Source organism: Enterococcus raffinosus (genome assembly GCF_018917525.1).
In the GTDB taxonomy this organism is placed as follows: Bacteria; Bacillota; Bacilli; order Lactobacillales; family Enterococcaceae; genus Enterococcus_A; species Enterococcus_A raffinosus_A.
Genome location: NZ_JAHLOS010000007.1, coordinates 65465 through 86834, shown reverse-complemented (window position 1 = coordinate 86834; position 21370 = coordinate 65465). Strand labels below are relative to the sequence as shown.

Below are 21370 nucleotides of genomic sequence, written 5' to 3'. Positions count from 1 at the left end.
AATGAAAAGATTACGCCGTTTATTGTTCTGTTTGTTTGTTTTCTCCCTGAGTTTTGGCGGTGTGGCGACTGCTAATGCCGAAGCAGAAGCCACTGAGGTGGAGGGAAACGCTGGTTATAGTATTTTTATCCAAAAGTACAAGATTTTGGACTTTGATAAAATCGCCGATACGATGCCATTGGATGGTACCAAAGTGGATCAAGTCAAGGATGAGAACGGGAAGACACTTGACCCGTTACCGGGGATGACCTATGAGATCACACGTGTGACACCGATCCAAGGAGGCTCAGGATTTGAGCCTGTCCAAGGGGATGGCGCGTTCCAAACGACAGTCACAACGGATGAAAAAGGGCTCGCGCATGCGGGGAATCTGGTTCAGGGGATGTACCAAATCGTTGAGAAGGAACACAAGCAGCTAAAAGACGTGATGGAACCCGTTATTGTCGAGCTGCCGTTCCCCCAACAGACTGGTGAACCGTTGAACGAGGTCTATATCTATCCGAAGTCCAGTGTCGTAAGTGCTAATCCTAAACTGCCTGTAACAAAAGGCCCGGATGGCAAACCGATCCCTGTCGAACTCGATGAAAAAGGCGAGATCAAACGACTGCCGCAGACCAGTGGGAACATTGGTACAGCGCAAGTCTTGCTGTGGATCTTGGCGATGATCGTCGCGATGGGATGTCTCGGGATGTTCAGTATCCATCGTAAGAAAGATGTTTTTTAAGAATTGATTGAATGCATCATTGCTGAAGAAAGAATCTTGGATGCGTAACTATTAGTGTCCTTGATTCTTTCTTTCAAATTGTAACTCTCTATTGGAAAGAAGGCCCCGTCATGAAGAAGATAAAAAAGAAAAAAAGACAACATTCCTTTTTAAAAATTTTCGCGATTATCATGATCGTCGGCGGAATCTTAACGCTTCTTTATCCAATTGTCGGGAATTATTTAGCCAATCGTGAACGGAGTCAAGCAGTCTCTGAATACGATGACACGATGAAAAAGATGTCACAAAAAGAAAAGGATGAACAGTGGGCTTTGGCGAAAGCCTATAACGAGTACATCTACAATAAACAAGAAGGATTACCGAAGGGTGATCCAGTGGTTTATAACAAGATCATGAAACAAGGGGATGTCATGGGCACCGTGGACATTCCATCGATTGATATCAAACAAATGCCTTTTTTTCACGGCACGTCATTCAAAACATTGGAAAAGGGTTTGGGTCATTTTGAACCCACATCAATCCCGATTGGTGGAAAGAATACCCACTCGGTCATCACGGGTCATAGTGGGGTCAAGAACCAAGTGCTTTTTACCGATATTCGAAATCTAAAAGAAGGCGATTTGTTTTTTATCAATATTTTAGGCAAACGCTTGGCCTATGAGATTGACTCCTTTGAAGAGATATTACCCAGTGATGTCGACAAGGTCAAGATACATAAAGGCAAAGATAAGGTTACGTTACTTACTTGTACACCACCAGGAATCAATACGTTCAGATTGTTAGTTACTGGCCACCGTGTTAGCTACAAAGCGGCTGTCCAGAAAAAGGTCAAGAAACGCAATACGTGGAGCTATCAAAACATTGTACTAGCAACACTAGGCTTGAATGTGGCTATCTTCGCCTTATTGATGGGCTTATATCGCCGCTTCATTAAACGCTTCCGCTCCGATGACCCAATCGTTTCGGCGAAAGCACGAAAAAATCTGAAGCGTCTATTTACTGTTACAAAAACACTCTTCATCATTCTGTTCGTCACGATGACGGCAGTATTGGTTACAGCGATCTATGGCTACCTACACATGGAACAAGAGCCAGCGTCGGCGGCGGTCAATATCGGACCTAAGGAGGAACTAAACGCCTATAACATTGATAAGATCGATGAGGCTAGCTATGAGGAGAAACAGATCGCCAGTGTCAAGATCTCAGACTACGCCAAAGCAAAATCAGTAGTCCAAAACACGACAAACAATTGGGGGATCGGAAAGATCGTAATTCCCGACGTCTCCATCGACTTGCCAATCCTCGCCGGTATGGCCAATGAAAATCTGCTGACTGGAGCGGCGACTTACCGCTCCGATCAACAATTAGGCCGGGGAAATTATGTTGTGCTTGCCCATAACATCTTTGATAAGGACGTATTATTACACCGTATCCAAGATTTAAAAAAAGGTCAGCTGATCTATGCGACGGACTTCAAAAATGTCTATGTCTACGAGGTTTCTTTGAACAAGATTATCGAAGAGACCGAAGTTTCTTATGTAGAAAAAGAACCGAATAACGGGATTGCGAAAATCACTCTCTTACGATGTGAAGGAGATATCGGAACCATCTATCGGCGTCTTGTTCAAGGAAATCTCAAGAGCGTGGAGCCTTTGCATGATGCACAAGATGATCTATTCAAAAAAATGAAGCTCAAACGAGAGGATGGGAAAATCGATGGGACGATCATGAAAAATGATCCAGTTTCAGAACCTGAGCGGGTGAGTATGACCTTAGCGGCGAAGATCATCTCTGATCCGATGCAAACGGTTGTGCCGTTATTCTTATTGTTTCTCTTACCGATTTTATTCTTTAGTCTGATCTAGAAAGGAACCAATGCATGAAAAAGATAGTGATAGGAATTTGTAGTGTACTGGTCTTCATCGGCGGACTAGTAAGTATCCGCAGCGGAGTATTAAAGGCAGGAGAGCTGACAAAGAACTCTTCTTTAATAGTAGAAACAGGAACAACAGAAAACTCGTTTCCTTCTTCACAAAACAGTGGAATACTTGCCAGCGAAGAAGTGGTGCGAGAATCTGACGCTATGACCTCTGTTGAGGAACCACCCGAAAGAGAAACTGAACCATCAGGCTCTTCGGTTAGTACAGAAACGGATAGTTCAACTTCGTCAGAGACTGTGCCTTCTGAAAGCGGTACGACCAATCCATCAACGAGTACGACTTCGTCCTCGTCAGAATCAAGTTCGGCACCGTCTACATCCAGCAGTTCATCGACTTCAAATACGACTAAACCAAGTAGTACGAGTCCTAGTAGCACAATGCCCAGCAGTGTAACGCCAAGCCCGACGACTCCTAGCAGTACGATTCCCACACAGCCGTCTACGAGTCCAAGTCAAGAACCGCCGACACCGTCAATGCCAGCCGCATCAATACCAGTGGCGCCAAGTACTCCAGCTGGTACGACACCAGCAGCTTCTCATTCGACGAGTGTTCAGTCGCGCTCATTTGTCGCACCAACCGCGCCGGATGCTTTTTCAGAGACGAGTAATTTGAATTTGCCAAAAGAGTTGAAGACGACAGAAGTGACCCAATCGGACTTGAAAGGTTTTGAACTGCCGTTATTAAGCAGCTTTGAAAACAAGTCTCATGCAGCATTGATCTATGAAGGAATAAAAAAACTCGGCACCGAACAAGAAGAAAACTATAGCGCGGAACAATTAGCAACAGATATCTATCAGAACTTATTCGATTTAGAAATTTCAAGAAAAACAGAAAAACTGCCGGAAGAAATTACCGTCGGCAGTCTGATTTATCAAAAGAAAAAAGATAAGAATATCTTGCTGGGGATCTATATCGGAGAGGATTATTACTTAACTGTTGATGATGTGGAAATTGAAGAAGAGTTAACTTCTGCTACAGAACAATCGACGGAAACCTCTGACTCAGAAGCTATAGAAGTAACGAAAAAAGACACCCAACGTCAGGTGGTCGTGGAAACAATCGATTTAGAAGAAGATCTTTTGGTTCAAGAACAGCCGGAAGCCTCGTTGACTGAATATGGGGAACAAGTTCTGGCGGAATACCCCGCCTCTACGAACTTTACTGAAAATGATAGCGCGAAGAATTTTATCGAAACCGTCGGGGAAGACGCACGAAAGTTAGGGCAAGAATACGATGTCTTTGCTTCAGTTATGATTGCGCAAGCATTAATAGAGAGTGGTTCGGGAACCAGCACATTATCCTTGTCGCCAAACCATAATCTGTTCGGGATCAAGGGAACCTATCAAGGGCAATCGGTTTTGATGGCAACACAGGAGGACCGTGGGAATGGCGAGCTGTACTCCATCAACTCCGCCTTTAGAAAGTATCCAAACTTCGCCGCTTCACTTGGAGATTACGTGCAATTAATCCGAGGAGGTATCTCAGGGAATGATTCGTATTATAAGCAGGCTTGGCGATCTGAGGCGAAGAACTATCTACGTACGACGAATGCTTTAACAGGAACGTATGCGACCGATACCACCTACGGACAAAAGTTGAATTCGATTATCGCACTGTATCATTTAACGCAATACGATCAAGTCGACACAACCGATGGGAATTCTGGCGTATTCATCAAAGGCAAAAATGAGATTCCAGAAGAATACCGAAACCGTATGAAATATCCCGATTACAATGGGGTGAATTACAACAGCTCTGGTTCTTATCCAGTTGGTCAATGTACCTGGTATGCCTTTAACCGTGTCAAACAATTAGGCAAATCGGTTGATGATTACATGGGTAACGGTGGCGAATGGGCAACCAAAGGCAAGGCGCTCGGCTATGAAGTCAGTCAAAAACCAAAGGCCGGTTGGCTGATTTCCTTCAAACCGGGCACTGCCGGTTCAGATCCACGTTATGGACATGTGGCGTTCGTGGAGGTTGTTCGTCCAGAAGGGATCTTGATCTCAGAAGGGAATGTTTATGGCGGAACAGTTATTTCGTACCGCGTCATTGACACCGCATTAGCGACCTCTGATCAGGTTTCATATATCAAAGCTAAGTAAGAAAAAAGGAGCACCGTAACTTATGGCAACTGTTCGATCACGTCAAACGAAAAAAGAAGAAATTCCGCCACAACGATCCATCGGAAAAAGTCTGATACTGACCATTTTGACACTTTTATTACTGGTGGTGATGTTTATTTCGGGACAACTCGTACGAAGAGAATATAGTTTTCATCCCATTTCAGGCACTTCTATGAATCCGACATTGACAGAAAAAGACATGGTTCTCGTGAAAAAAAGTGATTCAATTCAGCGATATGATGTGATTGCTTTTTCAGTCAAAGGAGAATCTGGGAAATTTGTCAAACGAGTAATTGGGATGCCAGGAGACACGATGTTCATCCGCAATGATCGAATGGTCCTGAACATTGGAGAATACGGAGACTTTGAAACCACCTATACGTTTCAACTCTCTCCAGCAGTGGCTGAAGAGTTTCAACACTTAACGAAGATTCCAAAGGGATATTATTTCACAACAGGCGATCATATTGATGTATCAAAGGATAGCCGAACGTTTGGATTCGTTGATAAAAAAATGGTTGAGGGGACAGTCCAATTCCATTTACCGTCTCTGATCAAAAAACAAGCAGAAAGTGAATGGAGAATATCTCGCTAAAGGGGAAAGAAAGATGTTCATATTAGGAATAATTGGTGCGGGTTTTGTTCTCATTACTTTCGTGATTATTATTTTTCGACTCATTTTTGATTTACAACTCACTAGGGTTCAAAAAGGTGTGGATCAATCTCCTTTATTTCGAAAAAAAGTCAATTATCTAAGGAAAATTGAACAAGTGAGACACATTCGCTATTTGTTATTTATTTGTTTGTCAATTGGAGTTGCCTTGATGCTCCTGATTATTTCTTTTCTGATCTTATCAAATGATTACCAGAGAATAGGAGTAGAGAAGGCTCAATTAGAAAATCGAATAGAAAATTTAGAGAGTCAACAGAAAAAAGTAATTGCCAGTATTCCTTTGAAAAATTATCCAGAAGAGGGAATTGGGCTCAAGGAGTATGAATGGGACAAATTAAACAAAGATTCAACTGTACAAAAACAAATTGAATCAGCGATTTCGCAAAATACAAGTACTTATTTTGGTTCAATGAATACGGTTGTATCCTTATCTGTTCCCAAAACGTTAACGCTTCAAATAAAAGGGCAAGCAGAAGACAATGCCAGCAAGGTAACGATCAAAAAAAATATTGATGACTTTGCGAAAGAAGCTGAAGCGATTTCCGAATTGGCTGACATTCATGTTCGGATGGTCACTTCTGTTGATAAAGAAAAGCAAATCGTGTATAGCGTGAATTATTCCCGTGAGAAAAGTGGGGATGAGTTCACTAAGAAGAATGACTCTGAACAGAATCTAAAGAATGATGGTGGAAAAGGCTAATGGCAGAGAATAAAAAAAGGCGAAAATGGCTATCAACGCAATCATTGAAAGAATTCATCAATGATATTACCGAAGAAGAGTTGAATGCGGAAGAACTCTATAACGACTCGCAAGGGGACGATTATAAAGTTTTCGAAATAGAAGAAGAATCAGAAGCTGAATTGGGAGAGTTGATTCAGAGGCAGGGAAATTCAGAAGTAGAAGAAGCCGTAGAATCCAACCAATCTATGAAACAGGCAGAAATCCAGGAGCTCCAAGCAGAGTTGGATCAATTAAAAGCTGAAGCAGAAATTCGTATCCATGAGTTAGAAATGGAAAATGAGACATTAAGTGAAAAATTGTCTTTTGAACGGATACGAATGGAAGATGCGCTAAACGACCGTGATGAAGAATGGCAGACAAAAGTTACTGAGATGGTTGAAGAGAAAAAAGAAATCGAAGCGACTATCGCTGAGCTGCAACAACAACTTGAAGAAAAGCAGAAAGAATTAACAGAAACGATCGAACGACTTAAAAAAGAAGCAGCAGATAAAGAAACAGAGGTCGTTGATTTAAAAGAGCTTACCCAACAGCTCAAAGAATACGAAAGAAAATACCAAGAGTTACAGGCAGAAACGAGTGGAAAAGAAAAAAAGCTGGTTCAGATCAAAGAGGATTATGAAGAAGAGAAGGACCGATTTGATCAGTTAAAAACGCACTATCATGATTTGGAACAAGATTATCAACAGTTACATATGATCAATCAAAAGAATGAAGCAAAGCTAGTGGAACTTCAAGGGGAGAACGATATACTGAATGAGCTGCTTGAAGAAAAAGAGCAAGAAATTTCGACAGAGTTGAAGGAACTGAAAGAAGACAATACGAGATACAAAAAAATAATCCAACAGTTAAAAGAGCAGGTTGCTCAAAAGCTTGAAAATGCATTGGAGGAATCACAAATGGCGATTGATGAACAAGGACAACTACCGGGAGAACAGGTGGAAGAAGAAACGATTGAAGATATGGAACAGTTTGCGGCTGAGAAAGAAGCCCTTAACAGCGCCTTGTTTGATGCCCATGAGGAGATTGCAAAACTAGAAGAAAAAAATAGTGTATTGGAACAACTAGAGGCCGAAAAAGAACGCTTGGCCAGTCGTTTAGCCGATGCTCAAATTGAATTAAGCAAATTGAAAGAGCAAAAGGCCGATGAAGAAAGTCTTGAACTGATTCAAGCGAAAAAACAAGTGGAAGAATTGATTGAGAAAAATGAACGCCTTAAAAAAGAAGTTGTCCAATCGCAGCAAGAAATCGGGGAAGTGTTGATCTCAGCCAAAAAACAAGCCAATCGTACCATCGAGGAAGCACAAGTTGAGGCGAAACATCTAATCAGTTCCGCCGAGTTAGAATTAGAAAACATCAGTAACCGAGCGAAGAAAATTTTGATTGAGGTATCCGAGTCGCGGAAAAATGTCCTTTCTATCTATGATGATTTGGAATTTAAAGTAGAAGCATTGTCGAACGGTACGCTGTTAAAAGAGATAAAGAAAAATAAACAGGACCAGAAGTTAGCTGATTATTTTGATTAATCACGAAATCAAATAAAAAAAAGGGGATATAGCTATTTTGATCATAAATTGGATTAGCGTTGCGCTGGTCATTTTGATACTGATTATTTGGTTTCGTCGAATGGTTATTAAGATTCAATTACAGAGGCTTAAGCTACCACCGAACACACCGCTGTCCTTTCGACGAAAATTGGAGGTTGTCAAACAAGCGGAACAGGGCAAGCATGTTTCGGCTTTATTGTATCTGACCATTCTCTTAGCGGCAGGGTTACTTTTAGCCACTTATGGACTATTTCAGATGGAAGATCAATTGCACGTTGTAACCGAACGGACCAATCAGTTAAAAGACGAGCTGTACACGATTAAAAAGGAACAGAAACAAATTATAACAAAACTGCCCATCAAGGTTTATCCGAATAAGGGGATTGGCTTGAAGGAGTATCCATGGGAGGAATTATTCGCAGAAGAAAATCGAGAGAAACAGTACGAAATAGAAAGTGACCTTTCCACAAAGGTTAGTCCATACTTTGGACTTTCCACAACATTGATTGTGTTGGATATTCCGACACAGACCTTGAATATCGCTTTAGCGGGTGATTCTGGTAGTGAGGAAAATCGACAACAGATCAAGGACAATATCAAAGCTTTTGCGAAGGAAGCAAAGGATGTATCCAAACTAACCCAGATCACGTTCCAAATGAACTTGATGAACGACAAAAATAAGAAAAAAACGTATAGCTGTACTTTCTCTCGCGAGAGTGCGGATGAAGAATTTACATTGATCCAAGAAGAAGAGTAAAGAAAGAGGAGAGAAAACAATATGACAGCACAACAAAAAAAGAATGGCTGGTTTTTCAACAAGAATATTATTGATGAAATCAATTCTGTGCCAGAAGAAGAAGTAATGATTGAGGAGAACCCCAACACGACAGTTGAAAGAACGCCCCGAGGACAAAGTGATGAAGTCTCAGAATTAAGACGAACCATTTTAGAAAAAGATGAGCAAATCGAACAGGTCAAAAGAGATACGGCACTAGAGGCTCAACGATTAACGAAAGAAAATGAAAAATACAAACAAGCGCTTCTACGAACCGGTGAAGAGAAAGCGGATAATCGTCGACAAATCCAAGATTTAGAAGCGGAAGTTCGTCGAAACCGGCAAGAGATTCAACGCTTGCAGGACAATAAAGAGACTGGCTATTTGAAGGAACAACTGGAACAAGCGGAAGAGGAAGTTACCTCTTTAAAAGACTCATTGAAGAACTATCAGACAATGGAAGATGAACTGAAAGAAGCGAAACAACAAATTCACGAATTTGTCATGGGTCAAAAAGATGACGAACTGCAACATCAGGAATCACTTCAACAATATGAGCGACAAATGGACGGTTTAGTCAATGATCTGCATGAAAAAGAAGAATTGGTTGCACAACTAGATCAGTTAATAGCTGATAAAGACCAAACGATACTAGAAAAAGAAGAACTAGTTCAACAATTAATCGAGGATCAGAGGCATGAAGATTCCATTGTTGAAAGTGAGGTTATTTCAGATCTACAACAACAGCTTAGCAATCTGAAAAAAGAAAATGAGCAATTAAAAGAAGAAGCAGTCCATTCGCAACATGAAATTGGTGAAGTTCTAATATCCGCACGACGTCAAGCGAATCGAATGGTGGAAAAAGCAAAAATGGATGCGCAGCGCATCGTCAAGGATTCAGAAGCAGAATTACAAACGATCCATGATCGGGCAAGGGAAATTTCTTGCGAGGTGGACGAATCGCGCCAAACAATTCTAAGTATTTACGAAGAACTGAAAAGCAGAGTCGATCAATTGGCCCAAAGTGATGTTCCAGACTTAGAGGAAGTCAAAGGACGTTATGAGTATCCAAAAGTCTCTGTGATAAATCGTAAAGAATATCAATAATAGCGATAAAAACAATTGTTAGTTATCAGTGTTTAAATGGAGGAAACAATGTAGATGGGAACTATAGCTTCATTGTTTCCTTGTACATAGTGTTTCAACGAATTATATGAATCATTATATAAGTATCAAGCTTTTTTAAAAAAGGGGAGATTTGAATGAATCAGGTGTTGATTCTAACGAAGAATATTTTAGCTGAGCAGGAAATTCAGCAAAAAATTCAAACATTAAATTATGAAGTTTATTGTTCGTCAAAAGTATTTGAAAATTTTAGTCAACGAGTAGAACTAGCGGATTTTTTTAAGTATTTCCAATATATCATTTTAAGCGAATCAATTTGTGAGTCAGAAGTAATAGAAATTATTCAGCTAATAAAGGATCATTCTATTCGTATCATTCGAAAAGTAGAAACCAAAGTCACTGAAATGGATCATCAGTACTTGGAAGAAGAACTTCTTCATGCGATCATCTCGAACGAAGATTCAGTGGATGAGCTACGGGAGTGCTTATTTGCATTGAAACCTCAAAAGGATTCGGGAAGGCTCTCTTATGAAGCTAAGAAATATGTACAGTTGTCAGATAAAGTTTCTATGATCCGCCCCAACGCATTGCAGAAAAATATTTCCTCCCCGGAAGAAAATTATCAATTTTTAGAGGTGATGCATCATTTGTCTCAGACCGAAATGAGGATTCTATATATCCTTTTTCAAGCAGGAAATAAGGTAGTTACTCGAGAAATAATCTGTCATAAAATTTGGAATGAAGAAGTTAATAAGTCACATTTGGCTTCATTGTCCAGTACAATCACTAGAATCAAGAATAAGTTTGAACAGACGAACTTAACCCATAAAGCGATCCAAACCTTATGGGGAAAAGGATACCGAATTAATCCAGAACTGTTAGACCGTATTCAAAAGAATGATGCTCTTCAGACACTTGTTTCGAATGAATAAAACAATATGGATAATTAATAGATTACTTATAGAATAATTATTACAAAAGACTTTTCAAAACAGCACTAGTCTACTATTAGTTTTATAAATAATCTTTTGTAGTGGTGCTGCAGTGAATGAAGTCTATAGTGACAGTGCCTTTCATTAAACTTTTCTTGCGAAGTGTTCTTTTTAATGTTCCCTTTGAAATGTTTCGATATAATAGTTTGCTATAAGACTGTCGAGGAGGGGATCAAATGAAGAAAATCATTGCAGGGATCGTGTCTTTTATACTGAGTTATGGGATGGTATACTATTTGGTCATGCCAACGCTCCAGAATTATCCCCGCTTGGATTCGATGGCACAGCGGTTTGAGCATACGGATGAGGCGTTGTGGGTCTTCATCTTTTTGAGTTTATGGCTGTTTTATTGGCAGTGGGAGCAGCGACGTTTGTGGAATATCTATCTGTATCTGTTTTACAGCTGCTACTTTTTATTATTGTTCATCATGCTTTTCACGAAGGCACGGGCTTATCATTCGTTTAACATGAATCCCTTTGAATTGTTTTTGAATAATGAGCAACAGGTTGTTGAATTGTTATTGAATATTGGCTATTTTATTCCATTAGGTTGTCTATATGGTCTGCGGGCGAAGCCGCTGGAAGCGGCAATCATAGCACTGATCACGATCATCGGGATCGAGACGATCCAATATGTCTTTTACATCGGTACCTTTGATATTTGGGATATCATCACCAACTTCACTGGTTGCATCATTGGCTATTTATTTTCTTTACAAATTAAAAAGAGAATAGTACAAACGAGATACTAATGGCTGGGTATTTTTCCCCAGCCATTTTTTAATGGCATTATTTATTTTCTGAAAATTCAAACATTTATTTGTAATAAATAATTCCATTGTAGTTCTCAATCTATATTACTATGTAAAAGCATTTGAATATTTAGTAAGATAATAGTAAAATTAAATTATAAAAGTCATATTTCCGTTAATGAAATTCTTTTTTTTATAACATGACTTTAATTATCTAAGAAAAGAATAATAAAATGAATTGAAGGAGGGCTGCCAAACGATGATCAGGAAAAAATGGAATACAGGGAAAATCATGGTTCTAGTAGCAATCTTCTTTTGTCTATTCTCCTCAGTATCTCCGATTCTCTCATCTGGCCAAACAAATGAGAAGAACCCTTCTTATCAACCTGAAAGTGAAACGCTGAACAGCAGTGATAGTTTGTCCATTCTTGAGTCTGATCTGAGTATGAATTCAGTCAATACTGAAAGTTCTGAGGACTCTGTTGTTTTAGATTCTAGTACAAGCGAGACAAGCAAGAAACAGCCTGTGAATGACAAACAGAACGATCAAATTACTCATGAAACTAGGGCTGTAGCTCAAGATATTCTTGATTCGGTTATTGTCACTGATTGGGAGCTGTATCGTGAAAAAGGTGGTGTAAAGGAATCACTAACTGTCGAACCGAAAAGCAATGCTGTTTCAAATCAAGCGTACAATTTCTATTTCAATTGGATGATATCACCAGAGAAGTTAGGCAGAAATATTTTACCGGGCGATCACTTCATTTTGGAGATTCCACAAAATGAAAACCGGGATACAGGACATTGGTATGCGGTTCCGGGGGAATGGCAAACGATGATGACGAGCGATGGCGTCAACGCTGTTTATAGGTATCGAGTTGAAAATTCAGTCAATGGGAAAACACAGGTAATTCGTGTTGAGTTCTTGGAGGATGTAGATCAACTTCATATCAATACGCTTACCTCAGAATTAAATTTTACTGGATTTATGAATTATGTAACAAAAGAAAGCGTTCAAAATGTCACCTTTGGCCGGGATACAACTGGTGCCGGGCTTTCAAAAAGTATAACCTTCAATCAAATCGCGCTGAATGCTACGAATGGCTTTTCCTATAAATATGGTTCTGCTGGTTCGAATAATTCTTTAAAGTGGGGCATTCAGTTTAATGGAGCCGCTAATGTGGAGCTGGGCGGAGATGAAGTAGATTATAACGTGAACGGCGGGGTAGGAAATAAGTATCAAGGTTTCTACACGGACAAACCAGGAAGGGATGTCTGGCATCCATGGGGCACGAACTATACAGATATTTTTGCACCAGCAGGAAAAGAAGGCGGTGGTGAATTAGGCGGCTATGTTGAGGATGAACTTCCAGCAGGAGCGGAAATGACGACGCTGACAATTGCAGCTTATATTCCGATCCCGATTGGGCTGACGCAGGAAAACTATGCGAAGCAAGAAGGGGTGTATCCATCTTCGACAGCCGCTTTTCAATCGTTTGTGCTTGCGGATTACGGCAGTGGTCCAACGTATCGAGGAAGCTCCGATAATAGCGAGACACAGCAGCCAAAGCAGGGCACTGGCTTTACTCTTTTGGCACAGGGAGCTAGTGAGACGAAAGCACAGTTCAAAGCTCGGATTCAATCGTTACCCTACCAATATGGGGTGTATAAAGAAGCGTCAGGTGTATCGACTGTGATGATGCATTATGGCTCGATGAAAAAGGTCGGAAATGAGCAAGCAAGACTAAGCGATCTTACCAATGACTCCTATACAGGCCGGGTAATCACAAATCCTAAATCTGGACAATCTGTTCAAATCACTCAGTTTGCAGCAAAAGCGGCTGATTATTCCATCAAACGCGGTTATTACGCTGAAGAAGATCGCGAACTATTGGAAAATTATTATTCAATTACTTTTGGGGATTCCAATGTTATTGGCGGTAAAAGTGCTGCATACAACATTTCTTTGACGGTTCGTTACCCTCCAAGCACCCCATCCGGATCTGTACGGAATGAATCAGCGATCTATACTCATAGTGCTTTGACTTTGAATCGCAATCAACCTGAAGCGATGCCAAAAAGAGATGGGGCTACAGCAGAATTAAAAAATCCTTATGGGAGTATTACCTTGAATGCCAATCAAGCACTGCTGCAAAAGTTTGATGTTGAGCGAGATGAAAATGATCAATATGTTCCAATCAATGGTGCTGAGTTTAAGCTCCAAGTAAAAGACGGTAGCAATTGGAAAGATGTTAAGAAAAATGATGATCTATTGCTCTTCATAACAGATGGAATCAAGTATTACGAAGTAGAAAATGGCGCTACCGTTGAGAAAACGGTCAATGGCTTGGTAAAAGTAGATTTTGGAGAATTAGGATTAGCAAATGGTACTTACAGATTTGTTGAGACGAAGTCAGCAGCTGGCTATGATGAAAAAGAATCGCCAAACTGGAGTGAAACAGCAAACGCAGTAGTATCAGATGCCTTTGATATCCCTTCAACAACGTCAAGAGGACCAACAGTCACGGTATGGAATAAAAAACTTCCCCAAGTGAAATATACTGTAGAGCATTACGTTCAGAAAAGTGAAGGAAATACGGCAAAAGAAAATTTTGAGCTGAGACAGACAGAGGAGAAATCGGGCTATCTCGGACAAGAAGTCGTCGGCGAACCCTTGATGGATTTACTGAAGTCCTATGAATATGATGAAGATTTGTCGATTGATTACGGAAAGATAACAGGCACGATAACCGAAGATGGCGAGTTGAAATTGCAATTGTATTATACGATTGCGGCAGAAGTACCATTCACCTTCTATAAACAGGGAATGAATGGTGAGATGATGCCATCTGTTGATTCGAACGGCCATCAGCTGTACGACGAAAAAGGGCGGGAGCTGAAGGTTGCGTTTGATATTTATGAGTGGGATGGAAAATGGAGTGAAAGTAATCCCTACAATATTGGGAATGGCCCAAAAGCGAAGCCTGAGGTTTGGACTAAAGTGAATAAGGAACCCTTAACTACTGATGCACTAGGAAGAGTTCGGGTTCCTAAAATTGACGATTTAACCAAGTACTATGCAATCGTAGAGGTTGGGACGTATCCAGAGTATGTTTTACCAAATAATGAACCTCCCACAAATCTTACGACCTATCGTGAAGTATATTGGTGTGTTCAAATGAGTACGAACCTCATTTTCTCAACGCCTTCTTGGGCACACGGAACAGAGGTAGACAAGCCAGACTTCGAGAAACCTAGTGAGACAAATGGTAATCGATATATCCTCAAGAATCGCAAGCCGGATATTTCTTTATTCAAAGTCAATGAACAGGATGAACCGATGCCATCGTCGGACAAACAAAAGGTACAATTTGAAATTTATCGCTGGAATGCTGGCGGTTATTTCTATGAGAATTATCCATACTCATGGGGACAATGGACGAAAATAAACTCGGATGCCGCTACGGATAATCAAGGCTACTTCGCGACGATCGGACAGACGGGTTTAAACGGTGCTGATGATAAGAATTATGACTGGTATGTTGTTCGTGAAACAAGTACCTACAGCGGCTATCAAAAAGCAGAGGGGTATTGGCTTATTAAGACGGCCTGGAATACGACCACTCAACAATTCGAAATCTTTGATGTGAAATATAAGATTATTCAAGGAGGGTCTGTTATTGATGGCGATGATCCGGGTCACAAAATCAGCGCTAACAAAACAGAACTCTATCTGACGAACAAAGCGAAACCGATCAGCTTTACCAAGGAAGACGAGAAACAAAATCCGCTTGGCGGCGTTCATTTCTCTCTTTATAAGACAAAAGAAGGCGAGCAAGGAACCACTGGTAGTGAAGATCCAACGGCCTCAGATACTAAATGGGATATGGCGAATCCAATCGAAAAAATCAGCAGTACAAATGCTTCAGATAAGGGGAAGGTCACATTTGACAATCTATCCCGCGGAGATTATCTGCTGATGGAAACTAAAACAATCTCGGGCTATCAACTACCTTTGGGACATTGGATCGTGACCATAGATTTTTATGGTGAGATTGAAACGATTCGTGGAAGAGGTGATCCGCTGCCACCAGCATTTCGAGTAGATAGTGGCAAGTATTACTTGCCGAACTATTTGAAGAATAGCTTGCCTAGAGCTGGCGGATATATGCGGATGATCTTAGTCGTACTAGGCATTGTATTACTGGGTTCGGCGATCATCATTTTGCAAAATCAAAAAAATAAAACAACGAATGAAAAAGGGGAAAGAAGATGGGAAAAAAATTAAGTAAACTAATCGCTGTACTATTCATTTTATCAACTACATTAGGTGGAGCGATGGCTGGATATGCAGCAGATGAAGCTATCCGACCAACTGAAGGGGATCTAACGATTCATAAGTATTGGGCAGAAACAGCTGATGATGTGAAAGCTGAGGGCGATGGTACTGAGTTAACCACGCCACCAAGTAATCCTCCAGTTAAAGGGATTCAATTTGATGTATATTCAATGACACCTAATGATTCTTCAACACCAGAAACACCGCTATCAGATAAAGACGGTTGGACATATTCAAGAAGCGGTACCGAATTAACTGTAAAAAAAGGTGGTACAGAATACAAATACAAATTAGTAAAGCAAGTAGCTGATGGAACTTATGCTGATGGTAAAACTAACGCTAGTGGCGAATTGAAGTTTTCTGGTCTTGATGCTGGCTACTACTATGTAGAAGAAAACTTGACAGCTTCTACAGGATACGAAGTCCAAGGAAATGGAAATAAGGATAAAGTAATCACTTCAGCTTCAAAACCATTTATCGTAGCTGTTCCAATGACAAATACTGCAGGTGACGGCTGGAATGATGACGTCCATGTCTATCCGAAAAACCAAGGACTGAATCCAGAAAAGAAACCGGACAAGCCCTCCGTTAATGTCGGAGATGAAGTTGAGTGGACAATTACTGCCAATGTACCAACGGATATCGGTACTTATTCTAAATTTGATATTACCGATGAATTAGACAAACGTTTGAACTATGTATTTGATTCTGGTGATATTAATGCAAGTGCGGTCGTAAAGGGTCTTGATGCTAGTGATACTTCATTAGTTACTTTAGATAAAACGGTCGATTATACTGTAAGTCAAACAGCTGCTAGTCCTGGGACCAAAGAAAAGATCGTTATTTCTCTAACTCCTGCTGGAATCGCTAAGTTAGCAGCAGATACAAATATTGTAAAAATAGCTGTTTCGTTTAAGACAACAGTAAATGGGAACATCGCTTCTGATTTAGAAAATATCATCGAAAATGAAGCGAACATCGAATTTGAAAATGATTCTACTACAGGAACTGAAAAAGTTCCTACACCGCCATCTGAAGTTGATACCGGAGAAATCGTGATCGACAAGAAAGATTCTGATGGCTCAACTGATTTAAAAGGTGCGGAGTTCCAGTTAGCGTCTGACGATACCAATGCAAATAATGGAGATTTCTTGAAGGTTAAGCTTGATTCAACAAACACATATATCGTTGATATTCTTGATAAAGATGATACAGGATATGCTGCTGCCCTCCCATGGGTCGTTCGTCCCTATGAAACTGTTGCAGGTAACCTAGGTCTACAAGGCACAACTTTCTACGCAACTTCTTTTGAAGGATTGCAAACTCATACTGTTTCGGGAACTGATACTAATTGGAATAGTTACTGGGTTGTCGAAACCAAAGCGCCAAAAGAATATAATTTGCTAGGTTCACCAGTTCAAGTGACGTTTAAATCTGGTTTAACAAATTATGTTTTATCTGAAACGGTCATCAATAAAAAAGGTTTCACGCTGCCAAACACTGGTGGCATCGGAACGATGTTGTTAGTGGTAGTAGGGATCGTTCTGATCGGCTTAGCTGTGATTTTAACAATGAATAAGAACAAAAAGAACGCTTAAAGGATTTAAATAGATGGCCGAGTCAAAAGGCTCGGCCTTTCTACTACATAGAATTTGTCGGAAGTGATCAACAATTAGTGAGAAATTGATAGAAAGGATTATGCGATGAAGCGGGCGATCTTGATTATTTTGTTATTAGTAACGGGGATCGGCGTCATTGCCTATCCTTTTATCGGAAATTACTTGAATCAAAAAAATGCGACGAAAGTAGCCGAGACGTATCAAAAAAATGTCGATAAATTATCCCTAGAAGAAATCACTGATATTTTTCAAGCGGCTCAAATCTATAACGAGAATCTCTTGGGTCAGCCAGCTCATGATCCTTTTATCCCAGGCTCTGGCATCGTTATGCCGGATAATTATTATCGCGTGTTGAATGTCAAGGGAACGATGGGGCAGCTTAAAATTCCAAGAATTGATGTCGATTTACCGATTTACCATGGGACAAAAGACAGTGTATTAAGAAAAGCCGTTGGGCATTTGGAAGGCTCGGCTATGCCGATCGGCGGTGAAGGAACCCACACTGTGCTGACTTCACACACAGGATTGACGGAGGCTAAGTTATTTACTGATCTGACCGAACTGAAAAAGGGAGATCATTTTTATATTCATGTATTGAATAAAGTTTTCGCCTATGAAGTTGATCAAATCCTAGTGATCGAACCTGAACAGACGGAAGCGTTGAAGGCGATCAAGGGAAAAGACTATGCGACCTTGTTGACGTGTACTCCTTATGGGGTCAACTCTCATCGCTTATTAGTGCGGGGAAAAAGAGTGCCTTACCACGCCCAGAAAAAAGTGAAAAAAAAGAAAATCAGTCAAGAGGATCGTATCTTATTGAAAGCAGTCTTGATAACCACTGCTGTAATGGTATTATTGGTTTTATTAAATTATTTAAGGATCAAGCGTAAAGATAAAAAAGCCTAATCAAAAAAGTTGTTCCTAGTAACAATTCATGTTAACTTACAATTAGTAAGTGAGGTGTGTGAAGATGGAATATCTTTATCAAGCAGGAAAACCAGAGGGAAAAAAGTTTATTTTGCTTCATGGAACAGGCGGCGATGAAACATCGTTAATTGAATTGGCCAAATACTTAGATGCAGATAGTACGATTTTATCCTTTCGTGGCAAGATCGTAGAGGATGGCATGAATCGTTTCTTCAAACGCAATGGCTTGAATCAATTTGATTTTGAAAGTTTAGAAAAGGAAACAGATGATTTACTGGAAGTGATCAAGGAGATCAGCGAAGAAAAAGCAATCCCCTTGGAGGAATGGATCTTAGTCGGGTACTCAAATGGGGCAAATATCGCAGCGCATCTATTGCTGGAACGTGAAACGACGCTAAACAAAGGTATCTTTTTCCATCCAATGTCATTAGAGGTTCACACCCAATCGTTTCCTTTAATCGATAAAAAGGTTTGGGTTTCTTATGGCGGAGACAATGATCCAATCGTTAGCGATGCTTCTTTTGCGAAATTAGTCGCGGCCTTTCGCGATCGCGATGCCGATATCACCGTTATTGAGACACCCCACGGTCATCAAATCTCGATGGACGAACTTCAAAACGCTCGCGAATGGCTGAAAGGGTAGTTACACTTTTTCGGATGTGGTAAAATGAATCGAAGGGGTGGCACAATGGCAGATTCATTTGAATACAAGGGCTTGACCATAAAATCGACAGACTTGGCCTTCAGTGATGAAGAATTACAAAAATTATTGACCTTTGAAGGAGCGATCACACATGAACGCTTGAAGGGCTTCAATTTTCATTATTTTTTGATGCCTGAATACGACTTAAATGGTCTGTTGGCAAAACTCGGTGAGGCTGAACGTAAAGCAAAAAGGATATACTACATTACAGGGCAGCTAGTCTCCAGCGATTTGAAAAACATGGCGGTAGATGGTTACTATATGCCGACAAACTGGGGCTTTATGCACGTAGATAGTCATAAATAAGAGGTGGAAGATGAATGCGCATCTTTCGCCTTTTATTTTTTGTACACAAAAGGTCTTTACCACACGTGGAGTTGAAAGGGATAAGTAGGATGCTAATCATTGTTTTAAGCCGGAAATTCCCCATTCCTAGCAATCGTAGTAGTAAGTTTGTCGATTTTCTTTTGTTGATAACTTGGAGCATGGCTCGTTTCTGTGGAATTCGTTAGGAAAGTATCGGGATTTTCCACATTTTCCACAAAATCCACAAGTGGATAACTAGATGGTACTGATTAAGAAGTTATGTAGGATTTCCTTGATGGAGCTAAGAAAAATATTCTCGAGTTTTTTTCAGAATGATGTTATTGTACATGAACCAAAACTGTTTTTTTAGATATTGATAGAACTACTCACCTAGAAACACCAAAATTAATTTTGATCCCATCGCTAAAACCACTATAAACTCTGTTAGTATATCCACATATTCTATGATAGAATGCAGACGGAATGAACGATAGCTAGGAGACAGGCCTATGTATACAAAAGAAGTTTTCAATAATAAGATGAACAGCTGGATCAACATCGATGCGGAAAATACAGACGAACTAAAGAACCTTTATCGGGATTATGGAATCGATCGTGAATTTGTGGATTATTCCTTGGACCGCAACGAACGTGCTCATTTAGATTATGATAAAGCAACGGATGTCCTGTTGCTGATTTTTAACGCACCGAATCGGCGCAAGATCGACAATCATTATGAGACAGTACCGATGACTTTTATCGTTGTAAATCGAACACTAATTACAGTGACCAATCAGCAAACGAAATATTTGTACTTTGAAATTAAAAATTATTTAGAAAAAAATCCCGAGAGCACGCTGTTTGAGCTGCTATTTGGCAGTCTCTTCATTATCTCGGAGCAGTATTTCCCATTTGTCGAAGGAATGGATCGCGATCGCAAACGTATTAGTAATTTGTTAAAAGAAAAAACGACGAAGCAAAATTTGCTGCTGCTATCCGATTTAGAAACTGGAATTGTTTATTTTGTAACAGCTTCGCGGCAAAATGTGCTATTAGTGCAACAAATCAAAAGCCATGGCATCTATCGTCGCTTAAGTGATCAGGAAAAGGAACGTTTAGATGATGTCCTGATTGAAGCGCAGCAATTAGTGGAGATGACGAAGCTGTCATCGCAGATTTTACAGCAGCTTTCAGGCACTTATAACAATGTTTTGAATAATAACTTGAATGATACGATGCGTATTTTGACTGTTCTTTCGGTTCTTTTGACGATTCCTACGATCGTCTCTGGCTTTTTCGGAATGAACATGCCGCTACCATTGGAGCACAATGCTTTTGGCTGGATTATTACGATCATCGTTAGTCTCTTCTTGTGGTTTGGATTATCGTATGTTCTGCGGAAACTGATGAAATAATTCTAAAATGACATAGACTCGAATTGAACAACTCAATAAAACAGGAGAAGAGAATGGCACGATCTCTTTTTCTGACATTAAAATCCGTTTGGTTTATAAGCTAAACAAGGATTATGTATAGAAAAATCTTTGACAACCACTAATTGAACAAATTATTATAGTGATACCTAAACTTGACTTTAAGTTGAGAAGCGGAATAGAAAGAGGTAAAATAATGTATACTATTGGTCAAGTTTCTCAAATGTTTGATTTACCAGTATCTACGCTGAGGTATTATGATAAAGAAGGTTTGTTTCCAGACATTCAGCGAGTATCTGGCATTCGCAAATTTTCAGACAGTGAATTAGAAGCTCTTAGAGTTATTGAATGTCTAAAGAAATCTGGTTTAGAAATCAAGGATATCAAACAATTCATGGAATGGAGCAAGCAAGGAAGTCAGACTTTTGAAGTACGCAGGGAACTTTTTGAGAAACAAAAAGCAGCAGTTGAAGAAGAAATCGCCAAGTTGAATAAAGTACTCGATATGATTCACTACAAGTGTTGGTATTATGATGAAGCCATGAAGTTTGGCAATGAAGAGCGGCTCAAAAACCTTACACCGAATGAGCTGCCTGAAGCAATCAAGCCTCATTATGAACGATCTCACTAAGAATCAATCAAGCTAAACG

Annotated in this window: 17 protein-coding genes; all 17 read left to right on the top strand. The window is 40.0% G+C overall.

Going from position 1 to position 21370, the window contains the following annotated elements; translation table 11 throughout:
* Position 1 precedes the first annotated feature (1 nt).
* Complete coding sequence (locus tag KQI58_RS07095; RefSeq protein WP_216407758.1) at positions 2 to 724, top strand: pilin N-terminal domain-containing protein; 723 nt, start codon at positions 2 to 4, stop codon at positions 722 to 724.
* 110 nt (positions 725 to 834) lie between these two features.
* Entirely contained in the window at positions 835 to 2589 is a 1755-nt protein-coding gene (locus KQI58_RS07090; RefSeq protein WP_216407756.1) for a sortase family protein, read from the top strand.
* A gap of 14 nt (positions 2590 to 2603) precedes the next feature.
* A complete protein-coding gene (locus tag KQI58_RS07085; protein WP_216407754.1) occupies positions 2604 to 4769 on the top strand; it encodes a glucosaminidase domain-containing protein in 2166 nt (721 codons plus the stop codon).
* Between the two features lie 22 nt (positions 4770 to 4791).
* Positions 4792 to 5385 carry a signal peptidase I gene (gene lepB / locus KQI58_RS07080; protein WP_216407752.1) on the top strand — a complete coding sequence of 198 codons (594 nt, stop codon included), beginning with the start codon at positions 4792 to 4794 and terminating at the stop codon, positions 5383 to 5385.
* A gap of 13 nt (positions 5386 to 5398) precedes the next feature.
* Positions 5399 to 6163, top strand: a complete 765-nt coding sequence (locus KQI58_RS07075) for a hypothetical protein (RefSeq protein WP_216407750.1) — start codon at positions 5399 to 5401, stop codon at positions 6161 to 6163.
* A complete protein-coding gene (locus tag KQI58_RS07070) occupies positions 6163 to 7728 on the top strand; it encodes a hypothetical protein (RefSeq protein WP_216407748.1) in 1566 nt (521 codons plus the stop codon). Before KQI58_RS07075 ends, KQI58_RS07070 begins: the two co-directional genes overlap by 1 nt.
* Positions 7729 to 7765: 37 nt before the next feature.
* On the top strand, positions 7766 to 8506 hold the full coding sequence (locus KQI58_RS07065) for a hypothetical protein (RefSeq protein WP_253295819.1): 741 nt from the start codon (positions 7766 to 7768) through the stop codon (positions 8504 to 8506).
* Between the two features lie 21 nt (positions 8507 to 8527).
* A complete protein-coding gene (locus KQI58_RS07060) occupies positions 8528 to 9631 on the top strand; it encodes a hypothetical protein (RefSeq protein ID WP_216407746.1) in 1104 nt (367 codons plus the stop codon).
* A 155-nt stretch (positions 9632 to 9786) separates the two neighbouring features.
* A complete protein-coding gene (locus KQI58_RS07055; protein WP_216407744.1) occupies positions 9787 to 10581 on the top strand; it encodes a helix-turn-helix domain-containing protein in 795 nt (264 codons plus the stop codon).
* A gap of 236 nt (positions 10582 to 10817) precedes the next feature.
* A complete protein-coding gene (locus tag KQI58_RS07050; protein ID WP_216407741.1) occupies positions 10818 to 11393 on the top strand; it encodes a VanZ family protein in 576 nt (191 codons plus the stop codon).
* 259 nt (positions 11394 to 11652) lie between these two features.
* Entirely contained in the window at positions 11653 to 15681 is a 4029-nt protein-coding gene (locus tag KQI58_RS07045) for a SpaA isopeptide-forming pilin-related protein (RefSeq protein ID WP_216407739.1), read from the top strand.
* Positions 15666 to 17330, top strand: a complete 1665-nt coding sequence (locus tag KQI58_RS07040) for a SpaH/EbpB family LPXTG-anchored major pilin (protein ID WP_216407737.1) — start codon at positions 15666 to 15668, stop codon at positions 17328 to 17330. Before KQI58_RS07045 ends, KQI58_RS07040 begins: the two co-directional genes overlap by 16 nt.
* Before the next feature lie 105 nt (positions 17331 to 17435).
* Positions 17436 to 18257 (top strand): class C sortase, encoded by an 822-nt coding sequence (locus KQI58_RS07035; RefSeq protein WP_216407735.1) that lies wholly within the window; start codon positions 17436 to 17438, stop codon positions 18255 to 18257.
* Between the two features lie 64 nt (positions 18258 to 18321).
* Positions 18322 to 18921 carry an alpha/beta hydrolase gene (locus tag KQI58_RS07030; protein WP_216407733.1) on the top strand — a complete coding sequence of 200 codons (600 nt, stop codon included), beginning with the start codon at positions 18322 to 18324 and terminating at the stop codon, positions 18919 to 18921.
* A 45-nt stretch (positions 18922 to 18966) separates the two neighbouring features.
* On the top strand, positions 18967 to 19287 hold the full coding sequence (locus tag KQI58_RS07025; protein ID WP_225844239.1) for a hypothetical protein: 321 nt from the start codon (positions 18967 to 18969) through the stop codon (positions 19285 to 19287).
* A gap of 509 nt (positions 19288 to 19796) precedes the next feature.
* Positions 19797 to 20702 carry a magnesium transporter CorA family protein gene (locus KQI58_RS07020; RefSeq protein ID WP_016181021.1) on the top strand — a complete coding sequence of 302 codons (906 nt, stop codon included), beginning with the start codon at positions 19797 to 19799 and terminating at the stop codon, positions 20700 to 20702.
* A 214-nt stretch (positions 20703 to 20916) separates the two neighbouring features.
* The gene (locus KQI58_RS07015) at positions 20917 to 21351 is read left to right on the top strand and encodes a MerR family transcriptional regulator (RefSeq protein ID WP_216407729.1); all 435 of its coding nucleotides are present in this window, start codon (positions 20917 to 20919) and stop codon (positions 21349 to 21351) included.
* Positions 21352 to 21370 lie beyond the last annotated feature (19 nt).

What these genes read in the sequence shown, in the direction of transcription:
- KQI58_RS07095 (WP_216407758.1), top strand. Translation starts at nt 2, where the DNA reads ATGAAAAGATTACGCCGTTTATTGTTCTGTTTGTTTGTTTTCTCCCTG.
- KQI58_RS07090 (WP_216407756.1), top strand. Translation starts at nt 835, where the DNA reads ATGAAGAAGATAAAAAAGAAAAAAAGACAACATTCCTTTTTAAAAATT.
- KQI58_RS07085 (WP_216407754.1), top strand. Translation starts at nt 2,604, where the DNA reads ATGAAAAAGATAGTGATAGGAATTTGTAGTGTACTGGTCTTCATCGGC.
- lepB (WP_216407752.1), top strand. Translation starts at nt 4,792, where the DNA reads ATGGCAACTGTTCGATCACGTCAAACGAAAAAAGAAGAAATTCCGCCA.
- KQI58_RS07075 (WP_216407750.1), top strand. Translation starts at nt 5,399, where the DNA reads ATGTTCATATTAGGAATAATTGGTGCGGGTTTTGTTCTCATTACTTTC.
- KQI58_RS07070 (WP_216407748.1), top strand. Translation starts at nt 6,163, where the DNA reads ATGGCAGAGAATAAAAAAAGGCGAAAATGGCTATCAACGCAATCATTG.
- KQI58_RS07060 (WP_216407746.1), top strand. Translation starts at nt 8,528, where the DNA reads ATGACAGCACAACAAAAAAAGAATGGCTGGTTTTTCAACAAGAATATT.
- KQI58_RS07055 (WP_216407744.1), top strand. Translation starts at nt 9,787, where the DNA reads ATGAATCAGGTGTTGATTCTAACGAAGAATATTTTAGCTGAGCAGGAA.
- KQI58_RS07050 (WP_216407741.1), top strand. Translation starts at nt 10,818, where the DNA reads ATGAAGAAAATCATTGCAGGGATCGTGTCTTTTATACTGAGTTATGGG.
- KQI58_RS07045 (WP_216407739.1), top strand. Translation starts at nt 11,653, where the DNA reads ATGATCAGGAAAAAATGGAATACAGGGAAAATCATGGTTCTAGTAGCA.
- KQI58_RS07040 (WP_216407737.1), top strand. Translation starts at nt 15,666, where the DNA reads ATGGGAAAAAAATTAAGTAAACTAATCGCTGTACTATTCATTTTATCA.
- KQI58_RS07035 (WP_216407735.1), top strand. Translation starts at nt 17,436, where the DNA reads ATGAAGCGGGCGATCTTGATTATTTTGTTATTAGTAACGGGGATCGGC.
- KQI58_RS07030 (WP_216407733.1), top strand. Translation starts at nt 18,322, where the DNA reads ATGGAATATCTTTATCAAGCAGGAAAACCAGAGGGAAAAAAGTTTATT.
- KQI58_RS07025 (WP_225844239.1), top strand. Translation starts at nt 18,967, where the DNA reads ATGGCAGATTCATTTGAATACAAGGGCTTGACCATAAAATCGACAGAC.
- KQI58_RS07020 (WP_016181021.1), top strand. Translation starts at nt 19,797, where the DNA reads ATGTATACAAAAGAAGTTTTCAATAATAAGATGAACAGCTGGATCAAC.
- KQI58_RS07015 (WP_216407729.1), top strand. Translation starts at nt 20,917, where the DNA reads ATGTATACTATTGGTCAAGTTTCTCAAATGTTTGATTTACCAGTATCT.